The sequence below is a fragment of the Paraburkholderia sp. NPDC080076 genome, from assembly GCF_050281145.1.
Classification (GTDB): domain Bacteria; phylum Pseudomonadota; class Gammaproteobacteria; order Burkholderiales; family Burkholderiaceae; genus Paraburkholderia.
On sequence record NZ_JBNNWQ010000004.1, the window covers coordinates 570,041 to 588,273 of the forward strand.

Annotated in this window: 17 protein-coding genes; 3 read left to right on the top strand and 14 right to left on the bottom strand. The window is 62.9% G+C overall.

The window, feature by feature from the left end; genetic code table 11:
* Positions 1-68: 68 nt before the first annotated feature.
* Positions 69-557: an Lrp/AsnC ligand binding domain-containing protein gene (locus ACQKRQ_RS19635; protein ID WP_007180908.1), complete on the bottom strand. Its 489-nt coding sequence runs from the start codon at positions 555-557 to the stop codon at positions 69-71.
* Between the two features lie 168 nt (positions 558-725).
* On the opposite strand from ACQKRQ_RS19635, the gene ACQKRQ_RS19640 reads away from it, so the two are divergent.
* A complete protein-coding gene (locus ACQKRQ_RS19640) occupies positions 726-2,012 on the top strand; it encodes a D-amino acid dehydrogenase (RefSeq protein ID WP_427478863.1) in 1,287 nt (428 codons plus the stop codon).
* Between the two features lie 121 nt (positions 2,013-2,133).
* Here ACQKRQ_RS19640 and ACQKRQ_RS19645 read toward each other — a convergent pair whose 3' ends face one another.
* From ACQKRQ_RS19645 to ACQKRQ_RS19670, 6 genes are all read right to left on the bottom strand, one after another.
* Positions 2,134-3,924, bottom strand: coding sequence for an acyl-CoA dehydrogenase (locus tag ACQKRQ_RS19645; RefSeq protein ID WP_427478865.1), 1,791 nt, complete (start codon positions 3,922-3,924; stop codon positions 2,134-2,136).
* 103 nt (positions 3,925-4,027) lie between these two features.
* Positions 4,028-4,963, bottom strand: a complete 936-nt coding sequence (locus ACQKRQ_RS19650) for an electron transfer flavoprotein subunit alpha/FixB family protein (RefSeq protein ID WP_132373520.1) — start codon at positions 4,961-4,963, stop codon at positions 4,028-4,030.
* A gap of 13 nt (positions 4,964-4,976) precedes the next feature.
* Positions 4,977-5,726: an electron transfer flavoprotein subunit beta/FixA family protein gene (locus tag ACQKRQ_RS19655; RefSeq protein ID WP_132373519.1), complete on the bottom strand. Its 750-nt coding sequence runs from the start codon at positions 5,724-5,726 to the stop codon at positions 4,977-4,979.
* Between the two features lie 237 nt (positions 5,727-5,963).
* The gene (locus tag ACQKRQ_RS19660) at positions 5,964-6,761 is read right to left on the bottom strand and encodes a MetQ/NlpA family ABC transporter substrate-binding protein (RefSeq protein WP_427478867.1); all 798 of its coding nucleotides are present in this window, start codon (positions 6,759-6,761) and stop codon (positions 5,964-5,966) included.
* A gap of 34 nt (positions 6,762-6,795) precedes the next feature.
* Positions 6,796-7,449, bottom strand: a complete 654-nt coding sequence (locus tag ACQKRQ_RS19665) for a methionine ABC transporter permease (RefSeq protein ID WP_132373517.1) — start codon at positions 7,447-7,449, stop codon at positions 6,796-6,798.
* A complete protein-coding gene (locus ACQKRQ_RS19670) occupies positions 7,439-8,473 on the bottom strand; it encodes a methionine ABC transporter ATP-binding protein (RefSeq protein WP_132373516.1) in 1,035 nt (344 codons plus the stop codon). Before ACQKRQ_RS19670 ends, ACQKRQ_RS19665 begins: the two co-directional genes overlap by 11 nt.
* A gap of 241 nt (positions 8,474-8,714) precedes the next feature.
* On the opposite strand from ACQKRQ_RS19670, the gene ACQKRQ_RS19675 reads away from it, so the two are divergent.
* Positions 8,715-9,620, top strand: a complete 906-nt coding sequence (locus tag ACQKRQ_RS19675) for a lysophospholipase (RefSeq protein WP_427478870.1) — start codon at positions 8,715-8,717, stop codon at positions 9,618-9,620.
* A gap of 11 nt (positions 9,621-9,631) precedes the next feature.
* Here the strand turns inward: ACQKRQ_RS19675 and ACQKRQ_RS19680 are convergent, their stop codons facing one another.
* Both ACQKRQ_RS19680 and ACQKRQ_RS19685 read right to left on the bottom strand, forming a co-directional pair.
* Positions 9,632-10,441, bottom strand: coding sequence for an enoyl-CoA hydratase (locus ACQKRQ_RS19680; RefSeq protein WP_427478872.1), 810 nt, complete (start codon positions 10,439-10,441; stop codon positions 9,632-9,634).
* 66 nt (positions 10,442-10,507) lie between these two features.
* Positions 10,508-11,431, bottom strand: a complete 924-nt coding sequence (locus ACQKRQ_RS19685; protein ID WP_427478874.1) for a histone deacetylase family protein — start codon at positions 11,429-11,431, stop codon at positions 10,508-10,510.
* A gap of 295 nt (positions 11,432-11,726) precedes the next feature.
* Here ACQKRQ_RS19685 and mltB point away from each other — a divergent pair, with 295 nt between their 5' ends.
* Entirely contained in the window at positions 11,727-12,878 is a 1,152-nt protein-coding gene (gene mltB / locus ACQKRQ_RS19690; RefSeq protein WP_427478876.1) for a lytic murein transglycosylase B, read from the top strand.
* A 108-nt stretch (positions 12,879-12,986) separates the two neighbouring features.
* Here mltB and cysM read toward each other — a convergent pair whose 3' ends face one another.
* The 5 genes from cysM to ACQKRQ_RS19715 all read right to left on the bottom strand — a co-directional run bounded on the left by cysM (position 12,987) and on the right by ACQKRQ_RS19715 (position 18,117).
* Positions 12,987-13,889, bottom strand: coding sequence for a cysteine synthase CysM (cysM, locus tag ACQKRQ_RS19695; protein ID WP_106283257.1), 903 nt, complete (start codon positions 13,887-13,889; stop codon positions 12,987-12,989).
* A gap of 274 nt (positions 13,890-14,163) precedes the next feature.
* Positions 14,164-14,529, bottom strand: a complete 366-nt coding sequence (locus ACQKRQ_RS19700) for a ComEA family DNA-binding protein (RefSeq protein ID WP_408290164.1) — start codon at positions 14,527-14,529, stop codon at positions 14,164-14,166.
* Between the two features lie 77 nt (positions 14,530-14,606).
* A complete protein-coding gene (gene rfaD, locus ACQKRQ_RS19705) occupies positions 14,607-15,599 on the bottom strand; it encodes an ADP-glyceromanno-heptose 6-epimerase (RefSeq protein WP_106283259.1) in 993 nt (330 codons plus the stop codon).
* 141 nt (positions 15,600-15,740) lie between these two features.
* Positions 15,741-16,748, bottom strand: coding sequence for a D-glycero-beta-D-manno-heptose-7-phosphate kinase (gene rfaE1 / locus ACQKRQ_RS19710; RefSeq protein WP_132373510.1), 1,008 nt, complete (start codon positions 16,746-16,748; stop codon positions 15,741-15,743).
* Positions 16,714-18,117, bottom strand: a complete 1,404-nt coding sequence (locus ACQKRQ_RS19715) for a UDP-glucose dehydrogenase family protein (protein ID WP_427478879.1) — start codon at positions 18,115-18,117, stop codon at positions 16,714-16,716. Before ACQKRQ_RS19715 ends, rfaE1 begins: the two co-directional genes overlap by 35 nt.
* Positions 18,118-18,233: the final 116 nt, after the last annotated feature.

An 18,233-nucleotide genomic window follows, 5' to 3' on the forward strand; every position in this document is an offset into this window, starting at 1 on the left:
CAAAACACCTGTACAAATATACAGTGTTTACGCCGTTTGTCGAGCCCCGCCCTGCGCCGTCGCGCCGCCTAATCGCCGACCGCGATCGTCAGCGTTTCCTTGATCTCTTCCATCACCACGTAGCTTTTCGACTGCACCGCGCCGGGCAGTTGCAGCAGGATGTCGCCCAGCAGCTTCCGGTAGTCGGCCATTTCGCCGATGCGCGCCTTGATCAGATAGTCGAAATCGCCCGACACGAGATGGCATTCCAGCACTTCCGGAATCTTCTGCACCTCGCGTCGGAACTGGTCGAACATGTTGCCGCTCTTGTGATCCAGCGTGATCTCGACGAACACGAGCAGTGCCGCGCCCAATTCCGCCGGGTTCACGCGCGCGTGGTAGCCGGTGATCACGCCGTCGCGCTCCATCCGCTTGACGCGCTCGATGCACGGCGTGACCGACAGTCCAACCTGTTCGGCCAGGTCTTTCATGGCCATGCGGCCGTCCTGTTGCAGCAGCCGCAGGATCTTGTGATCGAGTTTGTCGAGAGCCCGGACCGGTTGGCGCTGTGTACGCATGGTGTTTTTTCTGAAAATCTTGAAAATACAATAACAAAACCTACCTCACTGTTAATAGTATAGCGGTTAACACTGGGCGAGCCGCATTACACCTCGTGAATCGAACGAATTCCAACGTATCGACGAGCGCATCGCCCTCAGATTTCATTTTGAATACCTGGAGCAGCTATGCGAGTCGTCGTTTTGGGCAGTGGCGTCGTCGGCGTGACCAGCGCGTATTACCTGGCGCGCGCGGGGCACGAAGTGACCGTGATCGATCGCGAGGCCGGCCCGGCGCTCGAAACCAGTTTCGCCAATGCCGGCCAGATTTCGCCGGGCTACGCGTCGCCGTGGGCCGCGCCTGGCGTGCCGCTGAAGGCCGTCAAGTGGATGTTCCAGAAGCACGCGCCGCTGGCAATCCGCCTCGACGGCACGCAATTCCAGTTGCAATGGATGTGGCAGATGCTGCAGAACTGCACGTCGTCGCGTTATGCAGTGAACAAGGGCCGCATGGTCCGCCTCGCCGAATACAGCCGCGACTGCCTGCAAGCGCTGCGCGCTGAAACCGGCATTCAGTACGAAGGCCGCGCTGGCGGCACGCTTCAGGTGTTCCGCACGCAGCAGCAATTCGACGGCGCCGCGAAAGATATCGCCGTGCTGCAGGAAGCCAATGTGCCGTATGAACTGCTGTCACCGGCTGAACTCGCGCGCGCCGAGCCGGCGCTCGCCGCGGTGTCGCACAAGCTGACCGGCGGTCTGCGCCTGCCGGGCGACGAAACCGGCGACTGCCAGATGTTCACCACGCGGCTCGCCGCGTTGGCTGAGGAACTCGGCGTCAAATTCCGCTACAACACGCCGATCGACGCACTCGCGATGGCGGGTGGCCGCATCGCCGGCGTGAAGTGCGGCGAGGAACTGGTGCGCGCGGATTCGTTCGTCGTCGCGCTGGGTTCGTACTCGACCCACTTCCTGTCCGGTCTGGTGAAGATTCCGGTCTATCCGCTCAAGGGTTATTCGATCACCGCGCCGATCGTGAACGAAGCGTCGGCGCCGGTTTCAACCGTGCTCGACGAAACGTACAAGATCGCGATCACCCGTTTCGACGACCGGATTCGGGTGGGCGGCATGGCCGAGATCGTCGGCTTCGACAAATCGCTGCGCCAGGCGCGTCGCGAAACGCTGGAATTGTGCGTGAACGATCTGTTCCCGGGCGGCGGCGATACGTCGAAGGCCAGCTTCTGGACCGGTCTGCGTCCGATGACGCCGGACGGCACGCCGATCGTCGGCCGCACTCCGGTGCCGAACCTGTTCCTGAACACGGGCCACGGCACGCTGGGCTGGACGATGTCGTGCGGCTCCGGTCAACTGCTCGCCGACGTGATGTCGGGCAAGCAACCGGCCATCAAGGCGGACGATCTGTCGGTGCATCGCTATCTCGGCGAGATCGGCGGCGCGCATCGCCCGGCTTATGCTTAAGGTTTAACGACGACGCTTCGCGAGAGCGGTGGCGCTGGTTTGCGATCTCACAGACCAGCACGATAAAAACAAACGGCGCCTCACAAGGCGCCGTTTGTTTTTAAGCGAGGCAGAAGTTAACTCAGAACTGATCTTCCGACAAAGCCAGCACACTCTCTCCACCCTTTGCGCTGACAATCGACGCTTCGAGCGCCGACGCCAGCGGCAGCACATGCTCCGCATAGAACTGCGCGGTAGCGATCTTGGCGCCGTAGAACGACGGGTCTTCGTCGCGCTTCTGAGCCGCCACGAGCAACGCACGCGCCATCTGCCAGCCGCCCAGCACGATGCCCGCGAGCTTCAGATACGGCACGCTGCCTGCGAACACCGCGTTCGGATCGCCCTTCGTGTTGGCCACGACGAAATCGACCGCCGCGCTCAACGAGCGCTGGCCCTGCGCGAGATACTTCTTCATCGAATCGAACGCCGGGCCTTGCTGCGCGCCGAGTGCCTCGATCGTTTCAGCCACCTCGGCGAGCAGCGACTTCGCCACCTTGCCGCCGTCCCGCACGGTCTTGCGGCCAATCAGGTCGTTCGCCTGAATCGCGGTCGTGCCTTCGTAGATCGTCAGAATGCGCGCATCGCGGTAGTACTGCGCCGCGCCGGTTTCTTCGATGAAGCCCATGCCGCCATGCACCTGCACGCCGAGGCTCGTGACGTCGATCGACAACTCCGTGCTCCAGCCCTTCACGATCGGTACGAGGTATTCGTAGATCGCCTGATGTTCGGCGCGCTTGCCTTCGTCCGCATGACGATGCGCGATGTCGCAGTGCGCCGCGGCCACGTACGCCAGCGCGCGCGACGCTTCGGTGAGGCCGCGCATGGTGGCGAGCATACGGCGCACGTCCGGATGTTGAATGATCGCGACCGGCTGCTTCGCGGAGCCATCCACGGGACGGCTTTGCACGCGATCTTTCGCGTACGCCACCGCCTTCTGATAAGCGCGATCCGAAATGCCGACGCCTTGCATGCCGACAGCGAAACGCGCCGCGTTCATCATGATGAACATGTATTCCAGACCGCGATTTTCTTCACCGATCAGATGACCGATCGCACCGCCGTGGTCGCCGAATTGCAGCACCGCGGTCGGGCTCGCCTTGATGCCGAGCTTGTGTTCGATCGACACGCAATGCACGTCGTTGCGCTCGCCGAGCGAACCGTCTTCATTGACGAGAAACTTCGGCACGATGAAGAGCGAAATGCCCTTCACGCCTTCCGGCGCATTCGGCGTGCGGGCCAGCACGAGATGCGCGATGTTCTTCGCCATGTCGTGCTCGCCCCAGGTGATGAAAATCTTCGTGCCGAACAGCTTGAACGAACCGTCGCCTTGCGGCTCGGCGCGCGTGCGTACCAACGCGAGATCGGAACCGGCCTGCGGCTCGGTCAGGTTCATCGTGCCGGTCCACTCGCCGGAAATCAGCTTCGGCACATAGGTTTGTTTTTGCGCTTCTGTGCCGGCGGTGAGCAGCGCTTCGATCGCGCCATCCGTCAGCAACGGGCACAGTGCGAACGATAGATTCGACGCGTTGAGCATTTCGACGCACGGCGTCGCGATCAGCTTCGGCAGTCCTTGGCCTTCGTAGTCGACGGGATGTTGCACGCCTTGCCAGCCGCCTTCGCCGAACTGGCGAAACGCTTCCTTGAAACCGGGCGTCGCGGTCACCGCGCCGTCTTTCCAGCTGCTCGGATTGCGATCGCCTTCTGCATTCAACGGCGCCAGCACACCACCGCACAGTTTCGCCGACTCTTCGAGGACGGCTTGCGCCGTCTCGAGGTTCGCGTCTTCGAAGCCCGGCAAGGTCGCGATGTCTTCGAGACCGGCCAGTTCTTTCATCACGAACAGCATGTCCTTGATGGGCGCCGTATAGCTCATTTCAGTTCTCCTCCCGCTTCTGATATAAAAAAAGGGCGCTGGACTTGATCGGTCCCACGCCCTTCATGTGCTGCCAGACGCCTTCTATGCGGCGTTACGGCGCTTAACCGAGTTCGCTAACGAGTTCGGGCACGAGCGTGAACAGATCGCCCACCAGACCGTAATCGGCGACGCTGAAGATCGGCGCTTCTTCGTCCTTGTTGATCGCGACGATCACTTTGCTGTCCTTCATCCCGGCCAGATGCTGGATCGCGCCCGAGATGCCGACTGCGATGTACAGTTGCGGCGCGACGATCTTGCCGGTCTGCCCGACCTGATAGTCGTTCGGCACGAAGCCCGCATCGACCGCTGCGCGCGATGCGCCCAGCGCTGCGTTCAGCTTGTCCGCCAGCGGTTCGAGCACCTTCGTGTAGTTCTCGCCGTTGCCGAGACCCCGGCCACCCGAGACGATGATCTTCGCCGACGTCAGTTCCGGACGGTCCAGCTTCGTCACTTCACGGCTAACGAAGGACGAGATGCCGCTGTCGGCTGCCGCTTCGATCTTTTCCACCGATGCGCTGCCGCCTTCGGCTGCCACAGGGTCGAAACCAGTCGTGCGGACCGTGATGACCTTGATCGGATCAGCCGATTGCACTGTTGCGATTGCATTGCCGGCGTAGATCGGACGCTCGAACGTATCAGCAGAATCCACTGCCGTGATGTCGCTGATCTGCGCAACGTCCAGCTTCGCTGCGATACGCGGCGTGATGTTCTTGCCGTAGGCGGTTGCCGGCGCGAGGATATGCGTGTAGTCCTTCGCGATGTTCACCACCGTTGCTTCGATGTTTTCCGCGAGACCCGCTTCGAGTTGTGGCGCGTCGGCCAGCAGCACTTTGCTAACGCCCGCAATCTTCGCTGCCGCATCCGCCGCGGCTTGCGCGTTGTGCCCTGCCACCAGCACGTGGATATCGCCACCAATCTTCTGCGCCGCTGCAATCGTGTTCAGCGTCGCGGCCTTGATCGACGCGTTGTCGTGTTCTGCAATTACCAGATTCGTCATTTCGTCCGTCTCCTTACAGCACCTTGGCTTCGGTCTTCAGCTTCTCGACCAGCGTCTTCACATCCGGCACCTTCACACCGGCGGAGCGCTTGGGCGGCTCGACAACCTTCAGCGTCTTCAGGCGCGGCGTGACGTCGACACCCAGATCTTCCGGCTTGACGACTTCCAGCGGCTTCTTCTTCGCCTTCATGATGTTCGGCAGCGTCACGTAGCGCGGCTCGTTCAGGCGCAAGTCCGTGGTGATGACTGCGGGCAGCTTCAAAGATAGCGTTTCAGCGCCACCGTCCACTTCACGCGAAACGGTCGCCTTGCCGTCGGCAACAACAACCTTCGACGCAAACGTCGCCTGCGGCAAACCAGCCAACGCAGCCAGCATCTGGCCGGTCTGGTTCGAATCGTCGTCGATCGCCTGCTTGCCGAGGATGACCAGCTGCGGCTGCTCCTTGTCGACCAGCGCCTTCAGCAGCTTCGCGACAGCCAACGGCTGCAGTTCCACTGAAGACTCGATCAGGATCGCGCGATCCGCGCCGATCGCCAGCGCCGTGCGCAGCGTTTCCTGCGATTGCGTCACGCCCGCCGACACGGCGATCACTTCCGTCGCCACGCCCGCTTCCTTCAGACGCACCGCTTCTTCAACCGCGATTTCATCGAACGGATTCATCGACATCTTCACGTTCGCGATGTCGACGCCCGTGCCGTCCGACTTGACTCGGACTTTCACGTTGTAATCGACCACTCTTTTGACTGGCACCAGGATTTTCATGCACACGCTCCAAAGTTACGAATACGTCAACCCAACGAACATTATAACGACTGCCCTCGTGGCAGCCCTGTCGCGGGCGCTCTAGCAGGAGGATATCGCTCCTCAGCGGCGTGACGGCAATATCGAACGGTCGTTCTATTTTAATCTCGAAAAAACCCGGGTGGCAACCCCGGGTTAAGACCTACGACTCAAATTTTGCATCGCCGTCGTGTCTTGCTTGTTCTGGAGGCCTCCGGCTCACCACGCGGTGATGACCGACCCGCCAAATTTACTTTCAATGAACTGCTTCACTTCCGGCGAATGATACGCCGCGACCAGCTTGGCGACCCACGGCTTATTCTTATCCGCCTCGCGGATTACGATGATGTTCACGTAGGGGCCTTTCGGGTCTTCCATCGCAATGGCGTCCTGCTTGGGCTTCAGACCCGCTTCCATAGCGAAGTTCGTGTTGATTGCAGCGGCGTCCACGTCGTTCAGCGAGCGCGGAATCTGCGCGGCGTCGAGTTCGACGATCTTCAGCTTCTTCGGATTGTCGACGATGTCGAGCGGCGTCGCCTTCAGGCCCGCGTCGGCGCGCAGTTTCAGCAGACCCTGCTTTTGCAGCAACAGCAGCGCGCGGCCACCGTTGGTCGGATCATTCGGCACCGCGATCTTCGCGCCCGGCTGCAGCTCGGCCAGCGTCTTCACTTTCTTCGAATAGATGCCCATCGGGTACGTGACCGTGTCCGCGATACGGATCAGCTTGTAGCCACGGTCCTTCACCTGCGCCTGCAGATACGGGTCGTGCTGGTAGCTGTTCGCGTCCAGATCGCCGCCGGCGAGCGCGGCGTTCGGCTGCACGTAGTCGGAGAACTCGACGATCTTGATGTTCAGACCGTTCTTCGCCGCGACTGTTTTCACGACTTCCATGATCTGCGCGTGCGGACCGCCGGTGACGCCGACCTTGATCGTGTCTTCAGCGTGAGCCGCGTTGGCGGCGAACAGCGATGCGGCGCCGAGCACGGCCGCCAGCTTGAGAATGAAACGACGTTGCATGATGGACCTTTCCGAATCTATCGACTTTGTTGTTTTACTTATGGCTCAAACGACGCACGAGCCAATCCCCGAACGACTGCACCAACTGCACGAAGACGATCAGGATCACCACGACCGTCAACATCACTTCCGGCAGGAACCGCTGGTACCCATAGCGAATCCCGAGATCGCCAAGCCCGCCGCCGCCGATCGCGCCGGCCATCGCCGAATAGCCGACCAGCGAGACGAACGTGATCGTCAGGCCGGCGACCACGCCCGGCAGCGATTCCGGCAGCAACACCTTGAAGACGATCTGGCTAGTGGTCGCACCCATCGCTTGCGCTGCTTCGATCAGGCCGCGATCCACTTCGCGCAGCGCGGTCTCGACCAGGCGCGCGATGAACGGCGCCGCGGCGATCGTCAGCGGCACGACAGCGGCGGCCGTGCCGATCGACGAACCCACCACGAGACGCGTGAACGGAATCACGGCGACCAGCAGGATGATGAACGGCGTCGAACGCACCGCATTCACAATGACGCCCATCACGCGATTCACGGCGATGTTCTGCAATACGCCCTGGCGGTCCGTCAGATACAGCAGCACGCCGAGCGGCAAACCCACCAAGGCGCCGACCAGTCCGGAAATGCCCACCATCACGAGCGTTTCCCAGAACGACTGAACGAACATATCGAACATTTCACTCAACATACGACAACTCCTCCACCACCACGCCCTGTTCACGCAGATACGTCAGCGCTTGCGCCACCTTCGTCGGTTCGCCGCCCGCGAGCACCGCGAGCGAGCCGAACGCCTGCCCCTGGATCTCATCGATCTGGCCGTGCAGGATGTTGAAGTCGAGTTCGTAGCGGCGAATCGTTTCCGACAGGATCGGCTGATCGACGCCCGAGCCGGTGAACGCGAGGCGCAGCAAGTGGCCGCTGCCGGTCTTCAGGCGCTCCGCGACGCGCGCCTTCATGGCGGGCGGCAGTTCCTGCGCGATCACGTCGCCGATCAAGGCGCGCGTGACTTCGTGATGCGGTTGCAGGAACACGTCGATCACCTTGCCTTCTTCGACCACACGGCCCGCGTCCAGCACGGCGACGCGGTCGCAGACCTGCTTGATCACGTCCATCTGGTGCGTGATCAGCACGATGGTCAGGTTCAGTTCGCGATTGATGCGCTTGAGCAGGTCGAGAATCGCGCGCGTGGTTTCGGGATCGAGCGCGGAGGTCGCTTCGTCGGAGAGCAGCACTTTGGGCTTGCTCGCAAGAGCGCGCGCAATGCCGACGCGCTGCTTCTGGCCGCCGCTGATCTGCGCCGGATACCGGTCCTTCTGCGCCGACAGGCCGACCAGTTCGAGCAGCGGCAGCACGTTCGCTTCGATCTCATCGCGCTTCATGCCGGCGAGTTCGAGCGGCAGCGCGACGTTCTCGTAGACCGTGCGCGACGACAGCAAATTGAAGTGCTGGAAAATCATGCCGATCTCGCGGCGCGCCTCGCGCAATTGCGCGGCGGGCAGCGTGGTCAGATCGCGGCCGTTGACGACGATATTGCCTTCGCTCGGGCGCGTCAGCAGGTTCAGGGTGCGCACGAGCGTGCTCTTGCCCGCGCCGCTGCGGCCGATGATGCCGAACACCTCGCCCGCCGGAATCGACAGATTGACGTTGTGCAGCGCCTCGACCCAGCCCCGGGGCCCGGCGAACCGCTGGGAGATATTGCGTATTTCGATCATGGAAAAACGAAACGGCGGAGTCTGTCAGCGAGCGTTGTGTGCTCCCGACAAGCGGCCGCCGTTACTTTTATTGGGATTTGAGCCCGCAATTCTACCGCAGCGTCGTCATTCCCTTTAATAATCAATTACGATCTTTTCATAACCTGTGGGCATTAGAGGCTCGCTCCGCGCGAGATGCTCGCGCGCGCACTGTCGCTGCGACTATGATCGGGCGGAACAAAATCAGGATAAGCGCGCAGCCATGGAAACATCTCAACGCAGCAATCCGCGGTCAGTCGCGGGCAACCGCAACGCTGGCGAGCCGCAGTGCTCGTCGGTCACGACCGGCGATGGCGTGGACCTGCCGCTGTACCGCTGGCCGGCCGCCGCACCGCTGCGCGCCACGGTCGCGTTGCTCCACGGGCTCGCCGAGCACGCCGGCCGCTATGCGGCGCTCGCTGCGCGGCTGAACGCGGCCGGCATCGAACTGGTGGCGATCGATCTGCGCGGCCACGGCCAGGCGCCCGGCAAGCGGTCGTACGTGAAGCGCTTCGACGACTATCTGCTGGACGCACAAGCGTTGCTCGACGCCGCGGCGCAAAGTTGCGCCCCGCTCTTCCTGATGGGCCACAGCATGGGCGGCGCCGTGGCCGCGTTGTACGCGATCGAGCGCCTCGACGCGAGCGGCCGGCACCTGAACGGTCTGATCCTGTCGAGCCCGGCGCTTGCGCCCGGCCGCGATGTGCCGCGCTGGATGCTGAAGCTGAGCCAGGTGATCAGCCAACTCTACCCGAGCTTCCCGGCGATGAAAATCGACGCCGCTTTGCTCTCGCGCCTTCAGCCCGTGGTGAACGCCAATCGCAACGATCCGCTCGTGCATCACGGCGCGATTCCCGCGCGCACCGGCGCGGAACTGTTGCTGGCGATGGCGCGCATCGAACGCGGCCGTGCGGACTTGCGGGTACCGCTACTGGTTTATCACGGCACCGCCGATAAGCTCACCGAACCCGAAGGCAGCCGCGATTTCGGTGAGCACGCAGGCTCGCCGGATAAGACGCTTACGCTGCACGAAGGCAGCTATCACGAGACGATGAACGACATCGACCGCGATCGGGTGATCGGCGCGTTGATCGAGTGGATTGAAAAACGGGTGGTGCTTAAAGCCTGAGCGACGCGCGACTAGCTCGCGTCACGCTTCCAGTCGGGCGGCCGTTTGTCGATGAAAGCCTGCACGCCTTCGAGCGCTGACTCGTCCATCATATTGCAGGCCATGGTCTGGCCGGCGAGCTGATAAGCCGCTTCGATACCCATTTCCAACTGACGATAGAAGAGGCCTTTGCCGGCGCTCACGGCTTCGACGGGTTTCGCGCAGATGCTGGTGGCGAGCCGCGCGATTTCCGGGTCGAGCGCATCTGCCGGGACCACGCGGTTCACGAGACCTTGCTGCTTCGCCTCGGCGGCATCGATGAAATCGCCGGTGAGCAGCATTTCAAGCGCCGCTTTGCGCGACAGGTTGCGCGACAGCGGCACAGAGGGTGTCGCGCAGAAGAGGCCGAGGTTCACACCCGAGACGGCAAACCGCGCCGTGTCGGCGGCGACAGCCAGATCGCACATCGCGACGAGTTGACAGCCGGCCGCCGTCGCGATGCCCTGCACGCGCGCGATCACGGGTTGCGGCAAGCGCTGGATCGTCATCATGAGTTTCGTGCAGCGGGCGAACAGCGCCTGGTAATACGCCAACGAAGGCGCCGCGCGCATTTCCTTCAGATCGTGTCCCGCGCAGAACGCCCTGCCCGCGCCGGCGATCACCACCACGCGCGCGTCCGACCGCCCGATTTCGCTCAATGCGGTCTGCAGGTCGTCGAGCAAGGCTTCGGAGAGCGCGTTGAAGGCGTCGGGCCGATTCATCGTCAAACGCACGACGCCCGGCACCCCGTACGCGCCGTGTTCAATTTCGACCAGTGAAACGTTGCGCGCATCAGCGTTCATGGTTCGCTCCTAATGCGTTTTGAGTGGACGGCGCCGCGCGCGGCACCGGCGCAGCGGTTTAGCGGCTCAGATCCCGGCCAGCGAACGCACGTGGGCGACCACGCTGCGCCCCAACGCGGACAGGTTGTAGCCGCCTTCGAGGCAACTGACGATCCGTCCATGCGCATAACGCTTCGCGATCTCGCGCATCTGATCGGTGATCCAGGCGTAATCGTCTTCGACGAGGCCCATGTTGCCGAGGTCGTCCTCGCGATGCGCGTCGAAACCGGCCGAGATGAACAGCATCTCCGGCTTGAAATCATGCAGGCGCGGCAGCCACAGCAGGTCCACCGCCTCGCGCACCGCCATGCCTTTCGAGCGCGCCGGCATCGGCACGTTGCACATGTTGGGCGCCTGGTTGTCGGCGCCCGTGAACGGATAGAACGGATGCTGGAAGATGCTGCACATCAGCACGCGCGAGTCGCCCGAGAAAGCCGCTTCGGTGCCGTTGCCGTGATGCACGTCGAAGTCGATGATCGCGACGCGCTGCAAGCCGTGCACTTCGAGCGCATGACGCGCGGCGATCGCGACGTTGTTGAAGAAGCAAAAGCCCATGGCGCGCGCCGGCTCCGCATGGTGGCCGGGCGGGCGCACGCTGCAGAAGGCATTGTCGTAGCGGCCTTCGATCACCGCATCGGTCGCGGCAACCGCGGCGCCCGCCGCGCGCAATGCGGCCTGCAAGGTGTGCGGGTTCATCGTCGTATCGGGATCGATTTCGGCCATGCCTTCAGCCGGCGAGCGGCGGCGGATGTAATCGACGTGAGCTTGCGTATGCACGCGCAGCAGCGCGGCATCGTCGGCGAGTGGCGGCGACTCGCGCTCGATCAGCGAGTCGATGCGGCTCGCGATCAACTGATCTTCGATTGCCTGCAGACGCGCGGGGCATTCGGGATGCCATTGCCCCATATCGTGCAGCAGACAGTCGGCGTGAGAATAGAAGCCTGTTGCCATGATTCTCTTTCTGCGACGTCACGCCTTCGAAGCGCGCGCGGCATGTCTCCATCCAGGGACGCGCGCCCTCGGCGCGCCAACATGCATCAAGTTACCACACGATGCGGCTGTCACGCGTCAGGCACAGTTTTGCGCAGAGGCGTCGGGTATACTGCCCCGATCGGTTTTTCCCCGTCTTTCCCTTGTCTCCTGCGCCACGCGCCTTTAGCTAACTATGACCGTCAAGCTTGCTCTGTCTGCACGAAACCGGCTACGTACCAGAACCATGGCCGCCGCACTATCCGTCGCATCGTGCATGTTCATGGCAACCAGTCCGGCGATCGCGCAAAGCGCCGGCAAGAAACCGCCGGTGCTGCTCGCGCAAGGCCAACCGCAAGCCGCGGTGCCGCAAGGGCAAACGTTTGAAGAAGAGATCATCCCGCAGCGCTACGCGAACAATGCCGATGTCAATGCGTTCATCAACGACATGGTCGCGCGCTACGACTTCGACGAATCCGCGCTGCACTCACTCTTTACCGGCGTGAGCTATTCGGCGACCGCAGTCAAGCTCGTGACGCCGTCGCCTTCGCCGTCGGTCAAGAACTGGCGCGTGTATCAGTCGCGTTTCCTCGACCAGGTCCGCATCAATGCCGGCGTGCGCTTCTGGCGCGCGAACCAGGCCACGCTGCAACGCGCCTATGAAGAGTTCGGCGTGCCGCCGGAAGTGATCGTCGGCATCATCGGCGTGGAGACGATTTATGGCCGCTTCATGGGCAACTTCCGCGTGCTCGACGCGCTGACCACGCTCAGCTTCGACTATCCGAACACGGCAAATCGCGCGGATCGTCAGGCGACTTTCCGCAAGAATCTCGAAGACTATTTGGTGTGGACGCGCGACTCGCAGATCGATCCGACCACGGTGCTCGGCTCGTACACCGGCGCGATCGGCATTCCGCAGTTTCTGCCGAGCAGCATCGTCCAATACGCGGTGAGCTACGACGGCAACAAACAGATCGACCTGCGCACGAGCCAGGCGGACGCGATCGGCAGCGTGGCGAATTACCTGCGTCAGAACGGTTGGGAAAACGGCCGGCCGGTGGTGTGGAAGATCGGCTCGGACGCCGGCAGCCTGGGCGTCGCGCAAGCAGCCGCCGACGGCCAGCCGGAGCCACACTGGCCGCTCAGTCAGTTGCTGCGCGCCGGGTTGCTGCTGAACGAACCGGACGTCGATATCGCGTCGGAGGCCGGCACGCCGGTGACGGTGGTGGATCTGCCCTCACCGGGACGTGGCACCGAGTTCATGCTGGGCTTGAAGAACTTCTACGTGCTGACGCGCTATAACCGCAGTTTCTTCTACGCGCTCGCGGTGTATCAGTTGGGCCAGCGGGTCAAGGCGCAGATGGAAGCCGGCGACGCCACGAACAACGCCGTCAACAACGCGGCGCCGCCGGTTGCGGCTTCGCAATAGTCGGCCATGCGGGCGCCGGGTGCGCCTCACGAGCCGACAAAATGAAAAAGCGCCGGTTTTGAACCGGCGCTTTTTCGTTGGCGAGCGACACTCTGAGCGACGACGCGTTTATGCGGGAAACACACCGGTCGACAGATAGCGGTCGCCGCGATCGCAGACGATGAACACGATCGTCGCGTTCTCGACCTGCCGCGCGACGCGCAGCGCCACTTCGCAGGCGCCGCCCGACGAGATGCCGGCAAAAATCCCTTCCACCGACGCCATGCGGCGCGCCATCGCTTCCGCGGCGGCCTGGCTCACGTTCTCGACACGGTCGACGCGGCTGCGATCGAAAATCTTCGGCAGATAGGCTTCCGGCCATTTGCGGATGCCCGGGATACGCGACCCTTCTTCAGGTTGCGCGCCGATGATCTCGATAGCCTGATTCTGTTCTTTCAGATAAGTGGACACGCCCATGATCGTGCCGGTCGTGCCCATCGACGACACGAAGTGGGTAATGCGCCCTTCGGTGTCGCGCCAGATTTCCGGGCCCGTACCCTCGACGTGCGAGGCCGGATTGTCGGGATTGGCAAACTGATCGAGGATGATGCCCTTGCCTTCGCGCTGCATCTGCTCGGCGAGATCGCGTGCGTACTCCATGCCGCCCGTGACCGGCGTGAGCACGATCTGCGCGCCATACGCGGCCATGCTCTGACGGCGTTCCACCGACAGATCTTCCGGCATGATCAGGACCATTTTGTAGCCACGGACCGCTGCCGCCATGGCGAGCGCAATACCCGTGTTGCCGCTGGTCGATTCGATCAGCGTGTCGCCGGGTTTGATGCGGCCACGCGCTTCCGCTTTCTTGATCATCGACAACGCCGGGCGATCCTTCACCGAGCCCGCCGGGTTATTGCCTTCGAGCTTCGCAAGGATCACGTTATTGCGGCTGCGGATCTCGTCGTCGGGGAGCCGGACGAGTTGTACGAGCGGCGTATTGCCGATCGTGTCTTCAATCGTTTTGTAAGCCATATCGGTTCTGGTGCTGTCGATGCGCGGAGTCTTCAATCCATCGATTCTAAACCACCGTGCCCGCGGCTGCCGTGCGGCCCTTCTGCCCGCATGGATGCAGGCGCCCCGTCAGCGAGCGCCCGCAACGCAAAAAGCCCGCGGCTGAGAACCGCGGGAGCCAGTCATCTGCATGACAGCTGAAGGAGTGTTGCTGCCAACTCCGACCATGAAGGGGAACGAAGGGGACGGACTCCGCGCGCGGGTCACGAGGCCCGCACGCAAAGTCCGCGTAAGGCTATTTCTTCACTGCCACCGTGGCGCTGTTCTTTGGCGTGGCGGCCGGAACGGCCGCGCCTTTGGTCTGTGCAGACGCCGCAGCCTGCGGGTTAGCAGCCGCGCCAGCCGGACCGACAGCGAGACCCTCCGCCTGCAGGCGCTCGACGGTATGCCCGCCCATGCCTTTGACGCGCTTGCCGAGGTCGGCCGGGTCCTTGAACGGACCATGCGCTGCACGCTCGTCGAGAATGGCTTTCGCTTTGGCAGGACCGATGCCCTTGATGCCGCGCAGCGCATCCTCATTGGCCGTGTTGACGTCGACCGCCGCATAAGCGTGGCCGAAAGCGGCCAGCATGGCCGCGGTAACCAGAATTTTTCGAAACATATGGAATCTCCCTCGTACAACCGGTTGGCGACCATCACCAACCGGGAGATTCCAGTTTAAAGAGGGATCCGAAAGATTTACACCTGGCCGAATAGCCAACGCACGTAACGATCGACACCTTCCTGAACGCTCAGGAACGGCGCGTCGTAGCCGGCTGCGCGCAGCTTCGACTGATCCGCTTGCGTGAAGCACTGGTACTTGCCGCGCAACGCATCGGGAAACGGAATGTATTCGATCAACCCGCGCTGCACCTGATCCGCGAGCGACAGCGCCGGTTCGTTGTTCAGCGAGCGCAGCGTGTTGACCACCGTGCTGGCGATGTCGTTGAACGGTTGCGCGCGGCCGCTGCCCAGATTGAAGATGCCCGACTTGTCCGGATTGTCGAAGAAGAACAGGTTGACCTTCACCACGTCTTCCACGGAGACGAAGTCGCGCGTCTGCTCGCCCGCGGCGTAGCCGTTGTATTCGCCGAACAGCTTGACCTTGCCCTCGGCGCGGAACTGGTTGAAGTTGTGAAACGCCACCGACGCCATGCGCGCCTTATGCGTTTCGCGCGGCCCGTAGACATTGAAATAACGGAAGCCGGCAATCTGGCTCTTCGCGGTAGGCAGCACGCGGCGAATCACCTGATCGAACAGGAACTTCGAGTAGCCGTACACGTTGAGCGGCTGCTCGACCTCGCGCTCTTCGACGAAACGGCTCGAGCCGCCATACGTTGCCGCCGACGACGCGTACAGGAACTGGATGTTCTGCGCGAGGCACACATCGAGCACGTCGCGGCTATAGCGGAAATTGTTGTCCATCATGTAGCGGCCGTCGGTTTCCATCGTGTCCGAACAGGCGCCTTCGTGGAAAATCGCGCGCACCTTGCCGAAGTCGCCGCGCTTGAAGCGTTCGACGAATTCGGTCTTGTCGAGGTAGTCGTCGATCTCGCAGTCGACGAGATTCTTGAACTTGTCGGCACGCGTGAGGTTGTCCACGGCGATGATGCGTTGTTCACCGCGCTCGTTGAGCGCCTTCACGAGATTGCTGCCGATAAAACCGGCCGCGCCGGTGACGATGAGGGTCATGATGAGCCTGCGGTAAAGAGCTTTGCATGGGATCGGAGCGAGTGCTCTGCACTAGCTCCAATCGACAGGTCCAGTTGACGCCCCGCGAATCCCTTTTACGCGCCACTCACGGGCGCACAGCGAGGAATCCGGCGGGCCGCATCAATGAAAAAGTTCGTCGTAGTCGACAGTGGCGGTGCCGAGTTTGCCGACCACGATGCCGGCCGCGCGATTCGCGAGCCCGACCGCCTCGATCAGCGTGAGACCCGCGCCGAGCATGGCGGCGAGCGTGGCGATCACGGTGTCGCCCGCGCCCGAGACATCATACACTTCGCGCGCGACAGCCGAAGCGTGCAGGATGCCGTCGTCCGTGAAGAGCGTCATGCCCTCTTCCGAACGCGTCAGCAGCAGCGCCTTGAACTGCAGATCGGTGCGCAGTTTCGTCACGCGCGCGAGCAGATCTTCTTCCGATTTCCACTGACCGACCACCTCGCGCAACTCGGCGCGGTTCGGCGTGATCAGCGTGGCGCCCTGATAGCGTTCCCAGTCGTCGCCCTTCGGATCGACCAGCACCGGCTTGCCCGCGGCATTCGCCTTCGAGATCATTTGCGTGACGTGGGTCAGGCCGCCCTTCGCGTAGTCGGACATCAGAATCACGTCGTGCGACGGCAGCAGTTCGTCGAATCGGGCGAGACCCGCGAGCAGCACTTCGTGCGCCGGCGAGTTTTCGAAGTCGACGCGCAGCAACTGTTGCTGGCGCGACAGCACGCGCAGCTTGATCGTGGTGAGCAGCGCCGGATCGCGCTCGAGATGCGGCTTCACGCCGCTTTCGCCGAGCAGCTGCACGATGCGCTCGCCGGGTTCGTCATGGCCGACCACGCACAGCAAGCCGGCTTGCGCGCCGAGCGCGACCGCGTTGCGCGCGACGTTCGCCGCGCCGCCGAGACGGTCTTCCTGACGCTGCACGTGCACCACCGGCACCGGCGCTTCCGGCGAAATGCGGTTCACGTCGCCGAACCAGTAACGATCGAGCATGACGTCGCCCACCACCAGCACGCGCGCCGCGCCGAGCTGTTCGCGCGGCACGACGGTGAGCGGCGCTGCGGGCGTGGACGGCGCGGCGCCGGGCACGGTCTCAGGCAACGGCCGGAAGTTCAGAGGGTTGGGCATAGGGGCGTCCAATCGAGTGGTAGTCGATGCCGAGTTCGGTCATCGCGTCCGGTTCATACAGGTTGCGGCCGTCGAAAATCAACGGCGACTTCAGCACCGATTTCAGATGAACGAAATCCGGACTCTTGAATTCTTTCCATTCCGTCACGATCACTAGGGCGTCGGCGCCGGTGAGCGTTTCGTCCTGCGTGCTCGTGAAGCTCAGACGCGCGAACCGGTCCGGTGCGTCATGCAGGTCGATGGCGAACACGCGGCGCGCTTCGGTCACCGCGACCGGATCGTACGCGCGCACCTGGGCGCCGCGCGCCAGCAGTTCCGCGATCAGGCGACGGCTCGGCGCCTCGCGCATGTCGTCGGTGTTGGGCTTGAATGCGAGGCCCCACACGGCGAACGTGCGGCCGCTCAGATCGTCGCCGAGTTTGTCCGTGATCTTGTGCACCAGCACGTCTTTCTGCTTGTGGTTCACTTCCTCGACCGCTTCGAGGATGCGCAGATTGTGGCCGCTCTCGCTGGCCGTGCGGATCAGCGCCTGCACGTCCTTCGGGAAGCACGAGCCGCCGTAGCCGCAGCCGGCGTACAGGAAGTGATAGCCGATCCGCGGATCCGAGCCGATGCCGCGGCGCACCGCTTCGATATCCGCGCCGACGCGGTCCGCCAGATTCGACATCTCGTTCATGAACGAGATGCGCGTGGCGAGCATGGCATTGGCCGCGTATTTCGTGAATTCGGCCGAGCGCACGTCCATGTACAAAGTGCGTTCGTGATTGCGGTTGAACGGCGCGTACAGACGCTTCATCAATTCGCGCGCGCGCATGCCGGGTTCGTCTTCGTCGATGCCGATCACGATGCGGTCGGGACGCATGAAGTCGTCGACCGCCGCACCTTCCTTCAGGAACTCGGGATTGGACACCACCGAGAAGCGATGCTGCGCGCTGGCGGCGAGCCCGCGTTTAGCCAGCTCTTCTTCGACCACCGTGTGTACGCGCTGCGCGGTGCCGACCGGCACTGTCGACTTGTCGACGATCACCTTGAAGCCGTTCATCGTGCGGCCGATGTTGCGCGCCGCTTCGAGCACGTATTGCAGATCCGCCGAGCCGTCTTCGTCAGGCGGCGTGCCGACGGCGATGAACTGCACGTCGCCGTGCGCGACGCTGGCTTCGACATCCGTGGAAAACGTGATGCGGCGCGCCGCGCGCGTGCGGGCGATCATCTCCTGCAAACCGGGCTCGTGAATGGGCACGCCGCCGTTGTTGAGGATTTCGATCTTGCGCGGATCGACGTCGAGACAGAAAACGTCGTGACCGATCTCGGCGAGACACGCGCCAGTGACAAGACCCACATAGCCCGTGCCGATAATGGTGATTTTCATACGCTTTCCGGTAGAGGGTTCCGGTGATGATTCCCGGCGATGAAGCCGGTCAGAAACACGTTGCGAAATCCGCCCGCGCTGGGGCGGTTGCCACACGCCGGGCGGCGGCGCGACCG

What these genes read in the sequence shown, in the direction of transcription:
- ACQKRQ_RS19665 (WP_132373517.1), bottom strand. Translation starts at nt 7,449, where the DNA reads ATGTTGAGTGAAATGTTCGATATGTTCGTTCAGTCGTTCTGGGAAACG.
- cysM (WP_106283257.1), bottom strand. Translation starts at nt 13,889, where the DNA reads ATGGCTTACAAAACGATTGAAGACACGATCGGCAATACGCCGCTCGTA.
- ACQKRQ_RS19655 (WP_132373519.1), bottom strand. Translation starts at nt 5,726, where the DNA reads ATGAAAATCCTGGTGCCAGTCAAAAGAGTGGTCGATTACAACGTGAAA.
- mltB (WP_427478876.1), top strand. Translation starts at nt 11,727, where the DNA reads ATGTTCATGGCAACCAGTCCGGCGATCGCGCAAAGCGCCGGCAAGAAA.
- ACQKRQ_RS19660 (WP_427478867.1), bottom strand. Translation starts at nt 6,761, where the DNA reads ATGCAACGTCGTTTCATTCTCAAGCTGGCGGCCGTGCTCGGCGCCGCA.
- ACQKRQ_RS19700 (WP_408290164.1), bottom strand. Translation starts at nt 14,529, where the DNA reads ATGTTTCGAAAAATTCTGGTTACCGCGGCCATGCTGGCCGCTTTCGGC.
- ACQKRQ_RS19675 (WP_427478870.1), top strand. Translation starts at nt 8,715, where the DNA reads ATGGAAACATCTCAACGCAGCAATCCGCGGTCAGTCGCGGGCAACCGC.
- ACQKRQ_RS19640 (WP_427478863.1), top strand. Translation starts at nt 726, where the DNA reads ATGCGAGTCGTCGTTTTGGGCAGTGGCGTCGTCGGCGTGACCAGCGCG.
- ACQKRQ_RS19680 (WP_427478872.1), bottom strand. Translation starts at nt 10,441, where the DNA reads ATGAACGCTGATGCGCGCAACGTTTCACTGGTCGAAATTGAACACGGC.
- rfaE1 (WP_132373510.1), bottom strand. Translation starts at nt 16,748, where the DNA reads ATGCCCAACCCTCTGAACTTCCGGCCGTTGCCTGAGACCGTGCCCGGC.
- ACQKRQ_RS19670 (WP_132373516.1), bottom strand. Translation starts at nt 8,473, where the DNA reads ATGATCGAAATACGCAATATCTCCCAGCGGTTCGCCGGGCCCCGGGGC.
- ACQKRQ_RS19685 (WP_427478874.1), bottom strand. Translation starts at nt 11,431, where the DNA reads ATGGCAACAGGCTTCTATTCTCACGCCGACTGTCTGCTGCACGATATG.
- ACQKRQ_RS19635 (WP_007180908.1), bottom strand. Translation starts at nt 557, where the DNA reads ATGCGTACACAGCGCCAACCGGTCCGGGCTCTCGACAAACTCGATCAC.
- ACQKRQ_RS19650 (WP_132373520.1), bottom strand. Translation starts at nt 4,963, where the DNA reads ATGACGAATCTGGTAATTGCAGAACACGACAACGCGTCGATCAAGGCC.
- rfaD (WP_106283259.1), bottom strand. Translation starts at nt 15,599, where the DNA reads ATGACCCTCATCGTCACCGGCGCGGCCGGTTTTATCGGCAGCAATCTC.
- ACQKRQ_RS19645 (WP_427478865.1), bottom strand. Translation starts at nt 3,924, where the DNA reads ATGAGCTATACGGCGCCCATCAAGGACATGCTGTTCGTGATGAAAGAA.
- ACQKRQ_RS19715 (WP_427478879.1), bottom strand. Translation starts at nt 18,117, where the DNA reads ATGAAAATCACCATTATCGGCACGGGCTATGTGGGTCTTGTCACTGGC.